The sequence below is a fragment of the Actinoplanes auranticolor genome (genome assembly GCF_018332655.1).
Classification (GTDB): Bacteria; Actinomycetota; Actinomycetes; order Mycobacteriales; family Micromonosporaceae; genus Actinoplanes; species Actinoplanes auranticolor.
Genome location: NZ_BOQL01000059.1, coordinates 1 through 15818, shown reverse-complemented (window position 1 = coordinate 15818; position 15818 = coordinate 1). Strand labels below are relative to the sequence as shown.

Genomic DNA, 15818 nt, shown 5'->3' with positions numbered 1-15818 from the left:
CCGGCATCGGCCGCTGACCTTATCGCAGGCCTGTTGCGCCTGGAAGTTGCGGCCACCGACCGGTGACGGCTCTCGCCTCCAGATCCTCGTCCTCGACGATGCCCGCGATCAGGCCCGCGGCGCGGACTGCGGCCCCGGCGGCCCCGGCCTGCGCCTCGGTGATCTCGGAGAGCAACAGCCCGCCGGGGGCCAGCCAACCGGCGGCACCGGAGACGACCTCGCGGAAGACGTCGAGGCCGTCGGCGCCGCCGTCCAGGGCGGTGCGGGGCTCGTGCAGCCTGGCCTCGGCGGGGAGCAGGGCGATGTGCTCGGTGGCGACATAGGGGACGTTGGCCAGGAGTACGTCGATGTGGCCGCGCAGGGTCGCGGGCAGGGCGGCGAACAGGTCGCCCTGGAAGACGTTCCCGCCGAGGTTGTCGCGGGCGCAGGCGACGGCGACAGGGTCACTGTCGGCGGCGAACAGGCGGATGGCCGGCGCTTTCTCGCGGACGGCGAGGCCGAGCGCCCCGGAACCGCAGCAGAGGTCGACCACGGTCCGGCCGGGTGTCCGGAGCTCGGCGAGGGCGGTGCGCACGAGGAGCTCGCTGCGGACCCGCGGCACGAAGACGCCGGGACGCAGGCGGACCCGGACCCCGCAGAAGTCGGCGAAACCGACCACCTGCTCCAAGGGCTCGCCCAGCGCGCGGCGGCCGACGAGCTCGCTGAGATGCGCGGGGTCGGTGGCGGCCCCGCCGAGCACGGCGGCCTCGTCCTCGGCGAAGACGCAGCCGGCGGCACGCAGCCGGACTGTCGCCTCGGTCAGGTCGGTAATTGTCACAGCGCCATGTCTAGCAAAGCGGGGGAGCCGGCCGGGGGTTATCCACAGTCCGTTTTCATCCACAGGGGTCGGGGCGACGGAGCAGCGCGGAGACCTAGTTTCGGCCGGTGCGTGAGGCGAGGAATCCCGACGAAGTGAGCGTCAGGCTGCGGACGGTCCTGGCATCCCCAGCTGCACCGGTACGCGCCCAGCCGGCATCGCCGCCTGCCCGTCCGGGGGCGCCTCCGCATCCTTCGGGGTCACCGTGGGCCACACCGCCACGGCGGCTGGGTTCTCCGGCGGCGCTGGTGGGCGACGCTGACCTGGGTGGCTCCGCCGCTGCTACGACGCCGATGTCGGATGATTCGGACGTTCCGTCGCGACCCGGCGAGCCGTTCGCTCTGGACCAGCCGTTCTATCGCGCTGCGCCTGTTCCTGCCGACCCAGGTCCGCAGGATGTCTCACACAGGACGGTAGCGGCGCCGCCCCCCTCGGCTCCCGGAGCGCAGGCAGCCTTCGTCGACGCAGGTGAAGGTGGTGGTGGTACCGCTTCTCTGCCTCCTCACCGGACGACGGACTGGTCCGGCGGGGCAGGGAGTGGCAGCGCCTGGCCGGTGCCCGGTGGGCCACCGCTCACCTGGGCTGATCTGCTCCCGGGCTGGCCGGACGACGTGACGCTGGAGCCCGCCGAGCCCCGCCCAGCCACCCCCGTCAGCCCGCCCCCACCGCTCGTCCCGGCGGCCGAAGACCTGGCGATCCGGCCGCCGTGGGCTCCCGCTGCGGCAGCTCAACGTCCCCTGCGTCCCCCCGCCCTGTTCGGACCCGACGCCGACGAAGACGACGACGAGTACCCCCAGGACGACCCGCCGCTCACCGGCGCCGGCGCGTTCGACAGCGCTCCGCGCTCGCGTCTCGGCGCCTTCGATCCTGGTCGCCGCGGGGTGAAGGCTCTGGCCGCAGTCGCGGTCCTGGTGGTCGTGATCGCGGCCCTGCTGGCGTGGCGAGCCCGCCCGCGGGTCGACCCGGTTGCTCCACCCCGCATCGACCCCGCCGCTGCGGACGCTTCCCTCACCGATGCCGCGGATGATGCCGACCCGGCGACCAGCGCCAAAGCCGCACCTGGCGCCAAGCCCTCCGCACCGGCTGCCGTCGTGGTGGCCGTCGGCGGCAAAGTCCGCAAACCGGGCCTGGTCCACCTTCCGTCCGGTGCCCGCGTGGCGGATGCTCTGCAGGCCGCCGGCGGCGCCAATCCGGGCGTGGACGTGGCGCCACTCAACCTGGCCCGCAAAGTCACCGACGGCGAGCTGATCATGGTCGGCGTCACGCTCGCGCCGGGCTCCGCCCCGACAGCACCGGCCGGTCCCGCAGCACCGGGTCAACCAGGCGCCGGCCCGATCAACCTCAACACCGCCACCCTGGCCGACCTGGACACGCTCCCCGGCGTGGGCCCCGTCCTGGCCCAGCGAATCCTGCAGGCCCGCGATGCTCAGGGCGGCTTCCGGGCGGTCAGCGATCTGCGTCAGGTCAGTGGCATCGGCGCCGCCCGCTACGAACAGCTCAAGGAACTGGTGACCGTATGAGCCGGCCCCACCAGGGCACGTCCGGCGCCACGACCGCGAGCAGCAGGTCAACGCCGCCCTCGCGTCCGGCCGGCAAACGTCTGGCGTCCGACGATCGCGCACCCGATCTCCGGCTGGCGAGCTTTGCGGTGGCCCTGTGGCTCGCGGCACTGGCCTCGCTCTACCTGTCCGCCCGGTGGGGCCTCTTCCTCGGCGGCGCGACGCTGATAGCGGCCGCGGGCACAGCGTTCGTCCACCGGCGCAGGAGGCCGCCGTCGCGCAGGCCGTCGCGCATGCCGAGGGCCTCGCAACCGCGGCCCGCCGGGCCGGTCCGCGCACGACCCGGCCCTTCCCGACCCCTCAAGCAGCCGCGAGGGCTCAGCGACCGTGAAGGCGGAGCCGTGCGCTGGCTCGTCGCTGCTGCCCTGCTCGGCGCCGGTTGCGGGGCCGTGGCCACCGCCGCGCGGGTCGCTATCCGGGATGCCGGGCCGCTCGCTCAGCTTGTCGACGCCGGTGCCACCGTACGTGTCGATCTTGTGGTGCGGGACGATCCCCGGGCCTTGCGGGGGTCGCCCGGGTTGCCGCCCACCTACCTGGTCGCTGTTGACCTGACCTCGGTCTATCCCGAGGACGGGCCTCGGCTGCGGCTGTCGGTACGGGCGCTCGTGCTGGGCTCCGATCCCGCTTGGCGTCCGCTGCTACCGGGCCAGCGTGCGTCGGTCAGCGGGCGCCTGATGGCTCCGCGCGGCGGTGATCTGCGGGCGGCCGTCCTGTCGGTGAAGGACCCGCCGCTGCTGCACGGGCGTTCGTCGTGGACGCAACGTGCTGCGGGCACCCTGCGGGCCGGCCTGCAACGCGCCTGCGCGCCACTGCCCGACGACGTCGGCGGCCTGCTGCCCGGCCTGGTCGTCGGCGACACCAGCCGGCTCGACGACGCGCTCGAGGAGGACTTCCGCACGACCGGCATGACGCATCTGAACGCCGTGAGCGGTGCCAACGTGGCGATCGTCCTCGGTGTGGTGCTGTTCGCGGTGCGGTGGACCCGGGCCGGGCCGGTGGTGACCGCGCTGGTCTGTGCCGTTGCGCTGGTCGGCTTCGTCATCCTCGCCCGGCCCTCACCCAGCGTCGTGCGGGCCGCCGCGATGGGGGCCATCGGCCTGATCGGGCTGGCCGCCGGACGTCCGCGAGCGGCACTCCCAGCCTTGGCGGCCGGGGTGGCGGTGCTGGTCGTCATCGACCCGGAGCTCGCCGGGGACATCGGTTTCGCGCTGTCCGTGCTGGCGACCGGCGGCCTGCTGCTGCTCGCGCCGAAATGGCGGGACGCCCTCCGGCGCAGGGGATGGCCACATCTCGCCGCTGAGGCGCTTGCCGTGCCGGCTGCCGCGCAGGTCGCGTGCGGTCCGGTCGTCGCCGGGATCTCGGGCACCGTCAGCCTGGTCGCCGTACCCGCGAACTTGCTGGTCGTGCCCGCGATCGCGCCCGCCACCCTGCTCGGGGTGTCCGCCGCTGTGCTGTCGCCCGTCTGGCCGGTCGGGGCCGAGTTCGCCGCCTGGCTGGGGCAGTGGCCGGCCCGGTGGCTGGTGCTGGTCGCGACCTACGGCGCCCGGGTGCCCGCCGGTGCGCTGCCGTGGCCGGGTGGGGTGCTGGGCGCCCTGTTGCTGGCCGTGGTCACGGTGGCGTTGCTCATCGCCGTACGGCGGCCGCTGATCCGGCGGTTGGTGGCAGTCGTGTCGCTCGGGGCGATGCTCGGGGCTCTGCCCGTACGGCTGATCGCGTCGGGGTGGCCGCCGCCGCGCTGGCTGATCGTGACCTGCGCCGTCGGGCAGGGTGATGCGATCGTGCTGCCCGCGGGGGCCGGACGGGCCGTTGTGGTGGACGCCGGACCGGAGCCGACCTCCGTCGACCATTGCCTGCGGCGGCTCGGTGTCCGGCAGGTTGTGCTCTTCGTCGTCAGTCACTTCCATGTCGACCACGTCGGCGGGGTTGCCGGGGTCTTCCGTAACCGCTCGGTCCTGGGCGTGATCACGCCGGACTGGCCGGAGCCGCCGGGCGGGCGGGCCGTGGTCGCCGCGCAGGCTGCCGGGGCGCGCGTGCCGATGCTGGCGGTGGGTCCGGGCTGGTCCTACACGGTGGGCGGGCTCGAGGTGACCGTGCTGGGGCCGTACGAGCCGTTGCACGGCACGAACTCCGATCCGAACAACAACTCCCTGGTGCTGCGCGCCCGCCTCGACGGCCGCACGGTGCTGCTGCCCGGCGACGCCGAGACCGAGGAGCAGCAGGCGCTGCTCAACCACCTCGGGCCCGCTGGGGTACGCGCCGACGTGCTCAAGGTGGCGCACCATGGATCGGCGTACCAGTCGCCGGAGTTCCTCGACGCCGTCGACCCCGCCGTGGGGCTCGTCTCGGTCGGGGCCGGCAACGTCTACGGGCATCCGAATCCGTCGCTGCTCGCGCGGCTGAGCCGGGGCGGGGCGCGGATCCTGCGTACCGATCAGGGCGGTGACCTCGCCGCGGTCCGCACCGGCTCGGGTCTCGCCGTCGTGGCCCGGGGTGACCCGCCTCGGTGACCTGTCACGTGTGGTGGGCCTGGCTCGTCCTGATGACAACGACGAAAGTGAGGGACACGAGCATGAAGGTCGCAGTGGCCGGCGGCACGGGCCTGACCGGCCGCCACGTCGTCCAGGCACTCAGGGACGCCGGTCACCAGCCGGCGGTGCTGGCCCGGTCGGCCGGCGTCGATCTGGTGACCGGCGCCGGGCTCGACGCGGCGCTCGCCGGGGTCGAGGCCACCATCGACGTGAGCAACGTGACGACGATGAAGCGGGCCGAGGCGGTCGGCTTCTTCGAACGGGCCGGGCGTCAGCTGCTCGACGCCGCCGCGCGGGCCGGGGTACGGCATCACGTCGTGTTGTCCATCGTGGGTATCGACCGGGTGCGCACCGGCTACTACCAGGGAAAACTGCGCCAGGAGGAGATCATCCGAGGTGGCTCGGTGCCGTGGACCGTGCTGCGGGCGACCCAGTTCCACGAGTTCGCCGAGCAGATCCTCGAGCGGCTACCGGGACCCGTCGCACCGGTGCCCCGCCTGACCGTGCAGCCTGTCGCCGTTCGGGAGGTCGCCGAGGCCCTCGTCGACCTCGTCGGCGGCGAACCGCAGAAGGCCGCGCCCGATCTGGCCGGGCCGCGGGTCGAGTCGCTGCCCGACATGGCCCGCCGGCTGGTCCGGACCGGCACTGTCCGCCGGCGTCCAGTGGTGCCGCTCTGGCTGCCCGGGGCGATGGCGCACGGCGGTCTGCTGCCCACCGGTCCCGGGCCGCGGGGAACGCAGACCTTCGAGCAGTGGCTGGCCGGACGACGCGGATGACGGTTCGCGCAGCGTTCACCCCGCGGCCGGGCGCGGGGCAATGGGTGATCATCAACGCCGTCGTAGGGTCCACGTATGTCGATGTCTCGTGTTCGCGCAGCGCTCGCCGGGGTTGTCGGGGCGCTCCTGGTCGTGACGCTCGCTCCGGCCGGGCCGGCCGCCGCCGCGCCCGCCGTGGTGCCCCTTGTCGAGGATCCGGCGAGCTATGTGGATCCGTTCATCGGGACCACCCGCGGCGGCAACACGTGGCCCGGCGCGACCCGGCCGTTCGGCATGATGGCCTGGAGCCCGACCAGCACCACCGGCGATCAGACCAACACCGGCGCGGCCAACGGCTATGAGTACAACGTCACCAAGCTGCGGGGCTTCAGCCTCACCCACGTCAACGGCGCGGGCTGCAGCCCGGGGGCCGCCGGCGACGTGCCGATCATGCCGTACGTGGGGGACGTCACCACCTCGCCCACCGCGGACACACGCGACCAGCAGTACGTCTCCACGTTCGCGCACGCCAACGAGGCCGCCACTCCGGGCCGGTACACCGTCGGGCTGGACAACGGTGTGCGGACCGATCTGGCCGTCAGCACCCGCGCCGGGATCGGCGACTTCACCTTCCCCGCCGGCTCGGCCGCCAACCTGCTGTTCCGCACGTCCAACTCGCTCAACGGCAGCGAGGACGCCGAGATCACCATCGACGCCGGCCGCCGCAGTGTCACCGGGTCCGTGCTCACCGGTGGTTTCTGCGGGCGCCGGGGCAACGGCGGCGGGGCGACCAATCCGAACCGGCGCTCGTACTACCGGCTGTACTTCAGCGCCACCTTCGACCGCGACTTCGCCCGGACCGGGACCTGGCGGAACGCGACCGTCACCCCGGGTGGCACCACGGCGACCGGGGGAGAGGGCTACCTCACCGGCGCGGACCGCGCCGGCAAGGGCTCCGGCGGCTGGGTCGGCTTCGACACGGCCGGCGGCGGAGCGGTGCGCATGCGGATCGGCATCTCGTACGTGAGCCTGGCCGGCGCCGCAGCCAACCGCGACGCCGAAATCCCCGCCACCGCCACGGTCGAGTCCGTCGCCGCGGCCGGCCGGGACGCCTGGAACACCGAGCTCAAGCGCATCCGGGTCGGCGGCGGCACCGAGCCGCGCACCACGGCCTTCTACACCGCCGTCTACCACGCGCTGATGCAGCCGCAGACGATGAACGACCTGGACGGGCGCTACCTGGGCGCGGACCTGAAGATCCACCGCATCCGGGCCGGTCAGCGAGCGGCGTACGGGACGTTCTCCGGCTGGGATCAGTACCGGGCGCAGATCCAGTTCCTCGCCCTGCTGCGGCCCGACGTGGCCGGGGACATGGCGCAGTCGATGCTGGACTTCGCCACCCAGAACCGCGGCATCTGGGACCGCTGGCTGCACCTGGGCGCGCCGACCCACGTCATGACCGGCGATCCGGCCGCACCGACGCTGGCCACGTACTACGCCATGGGCGCGCGGAACTTCGACGTCCGGGCGGCGCTCGACTCGCTGGTCCGGCAGGCGACGGTGCAGAATCCGGACGCCCTCTCCGACGCCGGCTGCCCCGGGCAGTGCCTCGGTCAGCGGCCGACGCTCGACACGTACCTGGCGCTGAAGTACGCGGCCAACGACATCTGCCACTGCTGGGGCGGTGCCGCGGAGACTCTGGAGAACTCGCTGGCCGACTTCTCGCTGGCGATGTGGGCGCGCCGGGCCGGGCGCAACGACCTGTACCGGCAGCTGCTGCCGCGCGGCGACTACTGGAAGAACACGTACAACCCGGCGGTCGGGTACCAGGCGGCGCGGCGTGCGGACGGCAGCTGGCAGAGCGGCTTCACGCCGTCGACGGACGTGGGCTTCGCGCAGGGGTCCAGTGCCACGTACACGTGGATGGTGCCGCAGGACGTGTCCGGGCTGGCGGCGCTGATGGGTGGGCGTACGGCGGCGGCCACCCGGCTGGACGGGCTCTTCCACGACGAGAACGGCAACTGGGCGGTGCTCGGTGGCAACCCGCTGCGCTACGACCCGACGAACGAGCCGGGGATCCACGCGCCGTGGCTGTACAACGGGCTCGGTCAGCCGTGGAAGACCCAGGAGACAGTGCGGCAGATCGTCGACACCGCGTACGGGACGGGCCCGGCGGGTCTGCCCGGCAACGACGACCTGGGCACGATGAGCGCCTGGTACGCGTTCGCGGCGATCGGCATGTTCCCGCAGGTTCCCGGCCGGGCGGAGATGTTGCTGGGCAACCCGGTGTTCACCCGCGTGGTGATCGACCGCGCCAACGGCGTCCGGCTGACCGTGAACGCCGACACCACCGACACGTACGTCCAAGGGGTGAAGCTGAACGGTTCGACGCTGCGTCGCTCGTGGCTCCCCGAGTCGTTCGTGCAGAGCGGCGGCACGGTGACCTTCACGCTGGCGACCACGCCGAACAAGTCCTGGGCCACCGCCTCCTCCGAACTCCCGAAGGACCACTGACGACACGCCCGGATTAGGCCGACCGTTCCCTTCGACCCCGGGCGATCGGTCGGGATGTGGGTGGGATCACCTTCGGCCGGTGAGCCAGACATTCAGCCTGATCGAGAACCATTACGGCGGCGGCCGCATGGCGGATCACCGATATGTCGGCTTTCGCGTTCCATGGTCAGCGGGCTGCGCGCAGGAGTGAGTCGTACGGAAGCGTCAGACCTTCGTGCGAAGATTTCCGACGTGAACACCGCGTCTCCAGCACCGTTGCTGCTCGTTCAAGGCGACGAGGAGTTGCTTGCTGCCCGGGCGATCGCCGCCGCGGTCGCCGCGGCGCGCGCCGACGAGCCCGGCGCGGACGTGCGCGAGTACGAAGCCGGCGCGCTGAGCGCCGGTGAGGTCGCCGAGATGCTCAGCCCTTCGCTGTTCGGCGGGCGCCGCGTGCTGGTCGTGCGCAGCGGTCAGGACGCGCGCAAGGACCTGGTCGCCGCGCTGCTCGCCTACGCCAAGAATCCCGACCCCGATGTCTCGCTGATCGTCTCGCACGTGGGCGGGGCCAAGGGCAAGGCGTTCGCCGACGGGCTGCGGTCCGCCGGCGCGACCGTCGTGCCCGTGGCCAAGCTCAAGGGCGAGCGCGAGCGGATCGCGTTCGTCCGCGACGAGTTCCGGCGCAACGGTGGCCGTTGTGACGAGTCCGCCGCGGCCGCCCTGCTCGCGGCGGTCGGCTCCGACCTGCGGGAGATCGCCGCCGCCTGCTCACAGCTGCTCGCCGACACCGACGGCAAGATCAGTGCGGCCGTCGTCTCGCGGTACTACAAGGGCCGGGCCGAGGTCAGCGGGTTCGCGGTCGCGGACGCGGCGATGGTCGGTGACGTTCCGGGCGCGCTGGAGGCGCTGCGCTGGGCCCTGCACGTGGGTGTCGACCCGGTGCCGATCGCGGACGCGATCGCCGACGGCGTTCGTACGGTCGCCCGGGTCGCTTCGGCCGGCCGCGGTAACCCGTACCAGATGGCCAGCTCCCTCGGCATGCCCGCGTGGAAGATCCAGAAGGCCCAGGAGCGCAGCCGCGGCTGGACCCCGGAGGGCCTGGTCGACGCGATGCGCGCGGCGGCCGATTGCAACGCGGCGGTCAAGGGCGGTGCCGAGGACCGGGGGTACGCCCTGGAGCGTGCCGTCTTCGCCGTCGCCGCCGCCCGCAACTCCGGTGGCACCCGGTGACCAGGTCACGCCGCGCCGGTCTGTCCCGCGACGAGGCCCGTCAGCAGCCGCTCTACGCCCGCATGCTCGGCCTGCAGTATCTGGCGCCGGGTGGCTTCCTCTGCTTCGTGTTCCTGGAGGGCGCCGTCGCGCTGGGCATCCTGCTCGCGCTGGCCGAGCTGGTCAGCTGGTGGGGAGTGCTGGCGCTGCCGGTGACCGTCGCGGCCATGGTCAAGCTCAACGACGTGGTCGCCGGCGCTCTGATCCGTCCCGCGGGCGCCGGCCGGCCGCCGGTTGCCGGGGTTCGTGCGTCCGCGGCTTCGCCGGGAGCTGCGACGGTGCGCTTGTCACCCGCGGTGATCGCGAAGGTCAGCGCCGCGCCGCCGGCGCTGCGACCGGCCGTCATCGGGCGACCCGCCACCGACCCGGTTGCCGGGATGCCCGGCGAGGACCGCCGGACCCCGGCGGCGATGGATGCGAGCGCGCTGAACGGTCCGCCGGTCACCCGGCAGTGGACCGAGGACCTGGACGACAGTCAGCAGCGCGCCCGGCAGTCCGCAGCCCGCCGCTACGAGTAGGCGGCCCGGCCGTCCCCGCGTGATCAGCCGGTCCCGCTCGGCCCGGCGCCGGTTCACGTCCTTCAGGCCCGCGCCGGTCGCTCGCCTGGCGCTGCCGTCGATTACGAAAACATCAGGCGCCCGATAGCCCGGCCGTGTCTGCGCCGAGTCGCGCGCCGGCGATACGCGGAAACAACTCAGGCACCGCTGAACCCGGAGGTTCGGCGGTGCCTAGAGATGTGATGACGCTGGAACCAGCCTGCGGTCAGGCAGACAGCGAGGCGATCCGCTTGGCGATGGCCGACTTGCGGTTCGCCGCCTGGTTCTTGTGAATGACGCCCTTGCTCGCAGCCTTGTCGAGCTGGCGCGAGGCGTCACGCAGCAGCGCGGTAGCCGTCTCGGTGTTGCCGGACGCGCTCGCCTCGTTCAGCTTGCGGATCACGGTCTTCAGCGACGACTTGACCGACTTGTTGCGCAGCCTGGCCTTCTCGTTCTGCCGGTTGCGCTTGATCTGGGACTTGATGTTCGCCACGCGACAGCCTTGTCCTGACTAGTTCGGATGATTACTCGGACGGTGGCGACGCAGCAAACAGCAACGTCACCACACGCGACGAACTAATGTATCAGGCCCGCTTCGTGCCGCCCAAATCGCTCGGCTGACCGCCGGCCCGGGGCGGCGGGAAAAGCGCAGCTCGCGACTCATCCGATGGGCGTCCAGCCGCGGCGCTCGGCCAGCCAGGCGAGCGCCTGTCCGCCGCTGAACCGCTGGTGCTGCCGGCTGTGCGGCGACGCGCTGCTGGGACCCCGGGCGGCGCTGGCCAGCCAGTATCCGCCCAGCGCGGCCAGGGCTCCGTCGACACCGTCGCGCGGTGGTTGCCACGGCTGCAGGGCGGCGTCCACGTCGAGGCCGCTCGCGTACGCCGTGATCAGCAACGTCACCGTGTCGAACCAGGGCGCGCCGAGACACGGCCAGGTCCAGTCGCAGAGCCACGCTGCGCCGTACCCGTCCAGCAGAACGTTGTCCACCCGCAGATCGCCGTGCAGCATGCCGGACCCGGCGGCCAGCTCCGGCAGCCCCCGCTCCAGCGCGGCCAGCTCGCCGAGCCGGCCCGGCACCCAGTCCGGCGCCGGCGGCAGCGGCGCCCGCCCCGCCGCGATCTCGGACCACCACGACATCTCGTCGCGCACGATGTCGCCGAGCCGGGGCAGGCCCGGCGCGAGCAGTTCCGGGCCGGGCCGGCTCAACGCCACCGCCGACGTCTGCCAGGCCGCCAGCGCCGCGCTCAGGTCGTCCGGCGCCCACGGCAGAGCCGGCACGTGCCCCGCGATCGCCTCCAGACACAGCACGAAGTGCCCTTCGGCCACGAGCGTCCACCGCGGGCGGGCGGCCGGGACCTCCGCCGGTAATGCGGCTGTGACGCCCGCCTCACGGGCGTACCAGTCGGCGATCGGCTCGGTCAGCGGCGCGGCCTTGACGAAGACCCGGTCCCCGGCCGCCGTCGTCAGCAAGGCGGCGAAAGCCCTGGTGAAGCCCCCGCCCGCGCTGGCCGCGCCGACGACCGGCGCGCCGAGACGCAAGCTGATCTCTTCCCGCAAGGTCGCGGGCAGATCCTCCCAACCCGGACGTACGGCGGTAGCGCCGTAAGGGACCTCGGGCAGTGTGACAGCGCGCATACCCCCATCCTGCCTCCCCGTTTTTGTCGTACCCGGCTGGCAGGCTGTGCCCATGAGAACGGACGACTTCTGGGCGGTCATCGACCGGGCTACCGCCGACCGGCCGGGCTCGCCCGACGAGGTGGCCAAGCGGGTGACCGCCGAGCTGGTGGGGCGCGACCCGGCCGAGATCGTGGCCTGGGGCCGGCACCTCGACAAGGTGATGGCCGCCTCGGGCAAGGAAGACCTCTGGGCGGCGGCCTACCTGATCAACGGCGGGTGCTCCGAGGACGGCTTCGACAACTTCCGTGGCTGGCTGGTCGCCAACGGCCGGGACGTCGTCGCGCGGGCGGTCCGCGAGCCGGATTCGCTGGCCGAGCTGCCGGCGGTGCGCTCGGCTGCCTCGACCGGGGCGGTGTTCGAGGCTGAGGAGGTGCTGGGCATCGCGGAGGCGGCCTATCAGCAGGCCACCGGTGGGGAGCTGCCGCCCAGCGAGACGCCCCGGACCCGGCCCGACCCGGCGATGCTGTGGGACTTCGACAACGAGGAAGAGATGCAGAAGCGGCTGCCCCGGCTGTCCGCCCTGTTCCTCGAGCCGCCGGACTGAATTGCTGGTCCGGCCGGAGGGCCGGGGAGATCTGGCCCAGGGGGCGGGAAACGGGGTCGAAAGGGGTGGCCGGGTATGGGCAGACTCGGGCGCATGGACGTTCATCAGCAGGAGACGGACGCGGCGGAGCAGCGGCTCTCGACGCGGGGGACGGTCGCATCGGTGAGCTGCAACGACGTGTACTCGTTCAGCAAGCCGGTCCGGGACGAGATCGTGCTGATCGCCGGGCTCGGGGTGGCCGGTGATGTGCATGCCGGATTGACGGTCCGGCACCGCAGCCGGGTCGCTGTGGATCCGGACCAGCCGAATCTGCGCCAGGTGCACCTGATCCGTGCCGAGCTGCACGACGAGGTGAACGAGGCCGGCTACGACGTCCCGGCCGGTGGCCTGGGGGAGAACGTCACCACGACCGGGATCGACCTGCTCGCCCTCCCAGTGGGCACCGTGCTGCGCTTCGGCCCGGCCCCCGACGCCGCCCTTGCCGGGCTGGATCGCTCGCCGGCCACACATACCGAGCTCGTGGGTCCGCCGGGCGGTGCCTCTGCTGTCGTGGCCGCCGCTGCGCGCGCCAGCCTCGACGCTCCTACCGCCGAGGCCGTGGCCGCTCTCGCCGCCTGCATCCAGGCCGAGCAGCCCGCCGGGCAGACCGCCGAGCCGACCGCCGGGTCGATCATCGAGCGCAATCCGGCCGGCACCGACACCGGGCACCCCGGAGCGGATCGCGCCTCCGATGCCCGTCCGGCGATCGTCGTCACCGGGCTGCGCAACCCCTGCCAGCAGATCAACCACTACCGCCCCGGCCTGCTCAAACGCGTCCTCGGCCGGGAGCCCGACGGCTCGGTCAGCCGCCGCGCGGGCGTCATGGCCGTGGTCCTGCGCGGTGGCCCGGTGCGGCCCGGCGCCGAGATCCATGTCGAGCTTCCGCCCCCGCCGCACCGGCCGCTGGACCGGGTGTGAGCCAGGCTCGCCGCGCGGCGTGGGACGATAGACGTTGCCGGTGCTTTCATCGGCAGCCAGCCCGCTTGAAGAGAACGGACGATCGTGCCTGGACCGCTCGACCCCGGCGTGAACATCATCGGAGCGACCGATCCTGGTCGGATCCGCAACTTCTGCATCATCGCGCACATCGACCACGGCAAGTCGACCCTGGCCGACCGGATGCTGCAGATCACCGGCGTGGTCGACCCGCGGCAGATGCGCGCGCAGTATCTCGACCGGATGGACATCGAGCGCGAGCGTGGCATCACGATCAAGAGCCAGGCCGTGCGCATGCCGTGGGTCGTCCGCGAGGGTGACCGCACCGGCGACACCGCCGTGCTCAACATGATCGACACGCCGGGCCACGTCGACTTCACCTATGAGGTCTCCCGCAGCCTCGCCGCCTGTGAGGGCGCGGTCCTGCTGGTCGACGCCGCGCAGGGCATCGAGGCGCAGACCCTCGCCAACCTGTACCTGGCGATGGAGAACGACCTGCACATCATCCCGGTGCTCAACAAGATCGACCTGCCGGCCGCGCAGCCGGAGAAGTACGCCGAGGAGCTCGCCAAGCTCATCGGCTGCGAGCCCGACGACGTGCTGCGGGTCTCCGGCAAGACCGGGGTCGGCGTCGCGCACCTGCTCGACGAGGTCGTCCGCCAGTTCCAGCCGCCGGTCGGCAACCACGACGCCCCGGCCCGCGCGATGATCTTCGACTCGGTGTACGACGTCTACCGCGGCGTGGTCACCTATGTCCGGGTCATCGACGGGCGGATCGAGGCTCGCGACAAGATCAAGATGATGTCCACCGGCACCGTGCACGAGCTGCTGGAGATCGGTGTCGTCTCGCCCGAGATGGAGAAGGCCGGCGCGCTCGGGGTGGGCGAGGTCGGCTACATGATCACCGGGGTGAAGGACGTCCGTCAGTCCCGGGTCGGCGACACGGTCACCAACAACCAGCGGCCGGCCACCGAGCCCCTGGGCGGCTACTCCGACCCCAAGCCGATGGTCTACTCCGGCCTGTATCCGATCGACGGCTCGGACTACCCGGCGCTGCGTGACGCTCTCGACAAGCTGCAGCTCAACGACGCCTCGCTGACCTACGAGCCGGAGACGAGCACCGCGCTCGGGTTCGGCTTCCGGTGCGGCTTCCTCGGGCTGCTGCACCTGGAGATCATCGGCGAGCGGCTCGAGCGCGAGTTCAACCTCGACCTGATCTCCACCGCGCCGAACGTGGTCTACCGCGTCTTCACCGAGGACGGCGCCGAGGTCGTGGTCACCAACCCGAGCGAGTTCCCGGACGGCAAGATCGCCGAGATCCACGAGCCGGTGGTCCGGGCGACCGTCCTGGTCCCCAACGACTACGTCGGCGCCGTCATGGAGCTCTGCCAGGGCCGCCGCGGCCAGCTGCTCGGCATGGAGTACCTGTCCACCGAACGGGTCGAGCTGCGTTACACCCTGCCGCTGGGCGAGATCATCTTCGACTTCTTCGACCAGCTGAAGTCCAAGACCAAGGGCTACGCCTCGCTGGACTACGAGCCCTCGGGCGAGCAGGCCGCCGAGCTGGTCAAGGTCGACATCCTGCTGCACGGCGAGCCGGTGGACGCGTTCAGCGCGATCGTGCACAAGGACAAGGCGTACAACTACGGCGTCACGATCGCGGCCAAGCTGCAGAAGCTCATCCCGCGCCAGCAGTTCGAGGTGCCGATCCAGGCCGCCATCGGCAGCCGGATCATCGCCCGCGAGACCATCCGCGCCATCCGCAAGGACGTGCTCGCCAAGTGCTACGGCGGTGACATCAGCCGTAAGCGCAAGCTGCTCGAGAAGCAGAAGGAAGGCAAGAAGCGGATGAAGATGGTCGGCCGGGTCGAGGTGCCTCAGGAGGCCTTCATTGCCGCGCTGTCGACCTCGGACTCGGGCGAGAGCAAAACAAACAAAAAATAGGGCGGTTTGGTTTTCCGGCCGGTCGGGAACTCTGGGGTCAGACGAACGCAACAACTGTTCTACCCCCCAAGGAGACCTTCAATGACCGTCACCGGCATCATCACCGCGCTCATCGTCGGCCTGATCATCGGCGCCCTCGGCCGCCTGGTCGTACCCGGCAAGCAGAACATCCCGATCTGGCTGACCATGGTCATCGGTGTCGTGGCCGCACTGCTGGGCACGGTCCTCGCCCGGGCCTTCGGCGTCGACTCGACCGGCGGCATCGACTGGATCGAGCTGCTGTTCCAGGTCCTGCTCGCCGCCATCGGTGTGGCGCTGGTCGTCGGTATCGGCGGCCGTCGCGGCGTCACCCGCTGAACCCGGGTCAGCTGAGGCTGATCTGACAGAACCACAGGAACGCCGGACCGAAAGGTCCGGCGTTCCTGCTTTTCCGCCGTTCCACCGACGTGGGCGCTGGAGCGATGCACATCACAAACCACAAGATCCAGATCGAAAGCCATGAGATTCAGAGCAAATTCCGGTCGTAGGTCCGTGCGTGTTGCTGGCCGTCGCTCCCGCCGAGACCGGTCGCTTCGCTCCCTGCCATGTCCGTGCTGAGTCACCCTCCGTGCGCTTCGCGCACACTCAGGCTTCGCCTTCGGCCAGGCTTCGCCTTCCGGCCTGAGCTTCCCTTGCGGGCCGGGCT

Annotated in this window: 12 protein-coding genes and 1 pseudogene; 10 read left to right on the top strand and 3 right to left on the bottom strand. The window is 71.9% G+C overall.

Going from position 1 to position 15818, the window contains the following annotated elements:
- Window positions 1-19: 19 nt before the first annotated feature.
- A complete protein-coding gene (locus Aau02nite_RS34140) occupies window positions 20-817 on the bottom strand; it encodes a putative protein N(5)-glutamine methyltransferase (protein WP_307857971.1) in 798 nt (265 codons plus the stop codon).
- 656 nt (window positions 818-1473) lie between these two features.
- On the opposite strand from Aau02nite_RS34140, the gene Aau02nite_RS34135 reads away from it, so the two are divergent.
- The 6 genes and pseudogenes from Aau02nite_RS34135 to Aau02nite_RS47760 form a co-directional block, all read left to right on the top strand.
- On the top strand, window positions 1474-2376 hold the full coding sequence (locus Aau02nite_RS34135) for a ComEA family DNA-binding protein (RefSeq protein ID WP_438841203.1): 903 nt from the start codon (window positions 1474-1476) through the stop codon (window positions 2374-2376).
- Window positions 2373-4922, top strand: coding sequence for a ComEC/Rec2 family competence protein (locus Aau02nite_RS34130; protein ID WP_438841200.1), 2550 nt, complete (start codon window positions 2373-2375; stop codon window positions 4920-4922). The genes Aau02nite_RS34135 and Aau02nite_RS34130 overlap by 4 nt, the downstream gene beginning before the upstream one ends.
- A gap of 62 nt (window positions 4923-4984) precedes the next feature.
- On the top strand, window positions 4985-5719 hold the full coding sequence (locus Aau02nite_RS34125) for an SDR family oxidoreductase (protein ID WP_212992741.1): 735 nt from the start codon (window positions 4985-4987) through the stop codon (window positions 5717-5719).
- A 75-nt stretch (window positions 5720-5794) separates the two neighbouring features.
- Window positions 5795-8212 (top strand): GH92 family glycosyl hydrolase, encoded by a 2418-nt coding sequence (locus Aau02nite_RS34120; RefSeq protein ID WP_212992740.1) that lies wholly within the window; start codon window positions 5795-5797, stop codon window positions 8210-8212.
- Window positions 8213-8434: 222 nt separating this feature from the next.
- Window positions 8435-9418 carry a DNA polymerase III subunit delta gene (gene holA / locus Aau02nite_RS34115; RefSeq protein ID WP_438841202.1) on the top strand — a complete coding sequence of 328 codons (984 nt, stop codon included), beginning with the start codon at window positions 8435-8437 and terminating at the stop codon, window positions 9416-9418.
- Window positions 9415-9658: pseudogene (locus tag Aau02nite_RS47760) on the top strand (hypothetical protein); the annotation flags it as partial. The gene holA and the pseudogene Aau02nite_RS47760, both read left to right, overlap by 4 nt.
- Before the next feature lie 561 nt (window positions 9659-10219).
- Here Aau02nite_RS47760 and rpsT read toward each other — a convergent pair.
- Complete coding sequence (gene rpsT, locus Aau02nite_RS34105; RefSeq protein WP_212992737.1) at window positions 10220-10486, bottom strand: 30S ribosomal protein S20; 267 nt, start codon at window positions 10484-10486, stop codon at window positions 10220-10222.
- 167 nt (window positions 10487-10653) lie between these two features.
- Window positions 10654-11628 carry a phosphotransferase family protein gene (locus Aau02nite_RS34100; protein WP_212992736.1) on the bottom strand — a complete coding sequence of 325 codons (975 nt, stop codon included), beginning with the start codon at window positions 11626-11628 and terminating at the stop codon, window positions 10654-10656.
- 52 nt (window positions 11629-11680) lie between these two features.
- Between Aau02nite_RS34100 and Aau02nite_RS34095 the strand changes: the two genes are divergently transcribed.
- The 4 genes from Aau02nite_RS34095 to Aau02nite_RS34080 all read left to right on the top strand — a co-directional run bounded on the left by Aau02nite_RS34095 (window position 11681) and on the right by Aau02nite_RS34080 (window position 15490).
- Window positions 11681-12214: a DUF4240 domain-containing protein gene (locus Aau02nite_RS34095; protein WP_212992735.1), complete on the top strand. Its 534-nt coding sequence runs from the start codon at window positions 11681-11683 to the stop codon at window positions 12212-12214.
- Between the two features lie 93 nt (window positions 12215-12307).
- Entirely contained in the window at window positions 12308-13171 is an 864-nt protein-coding gene (locus Aau02nite_RS34090) for an MOSC domain-containing protein (protein WP_212992734.1), read from the top strand.
- Between the two features lie 84 nt (window positions 13172-13255).
- Window positions 13256-15133: a translation elongation factor 4 gene (gene lepA / locus Aau02nite_RS34085; RefSeq protein WP_212992733.1), complete on the top strand. Its 1878-nt coding sequence runs from the start codon at window positions 13256-13258 to the stop codon at window positions 15131-15133.
- Window positions 15134-15214: 81 nt separating this feature from the next.
- Window positions 15215-15490 (top strand): GlsB/YeaQ/YmgE family stress response membrane protein, encoded by a 276-nt coding sequence (locus tag Aau02nite_RS34080; protein WP_212992732.1) that lies wholly within the window; start codon window positions 15215-15217, stop codon window positions 15488-15490.
- Window positions 15491-15818 lie beyond the last annotated feature (328 nt).

Excerpts from the sequence above, each read along its gene's own strand:
- Aau02nite_RS34130 (WP_438841200.1), top strand. The coding sequence starts at position 2,373 with ATGAGCCGGCCCCACCAGGGCACGTCCGGCGCCACGACCGCGAGCAGC.
- Aau02nite_RS34125 (WP_212992741.1), top strand. The coding sequence starts at position 4,985 with ATGAAGGTCGCAGTGGCCGGCGGCACGGGCCTGACCGGCCGCCACGTC.
- Aau02nite_RS34120 (WP_212992740.1), top strand. The coding sequence starts at position 5,795 with ATGTCGATGTCTCGTGTTCGCGCAGCGCTCGCCGGGGTTGTCGGGGCG.
- Aau02nite_RS34100 (WP_212992736.1), bottom strand. The coding sequence starts at position 11,628 with ATGCGCGCTGTCACACTGCCCGAGGTCCCTTACGGCGCTACCGCCGTA.
- Aau02nite_RS34095 (WP_212992735.1), top strand. The coding sequence starts at position 11,681 with ATGAGAACGGACGACTTCTGGGCGGTCATCGACCGGGCTACCGCCGAC.
- Aau02nite_RS34090 (WP_212992734.1), top strand. The coding sequence starts at position 12,308 with ATGGACGTTCATCAGCAGGAGACGGACGCGGCGGAGCAGCGGCTCTCG.
- Aau02nite_RS34080 (WP_212992732.1), top strand. The coding sequence starts at position 15,215 with ATGACCGTCACCGGCATCATCACCGCGCTCATCGTCGGCCTGATCATC.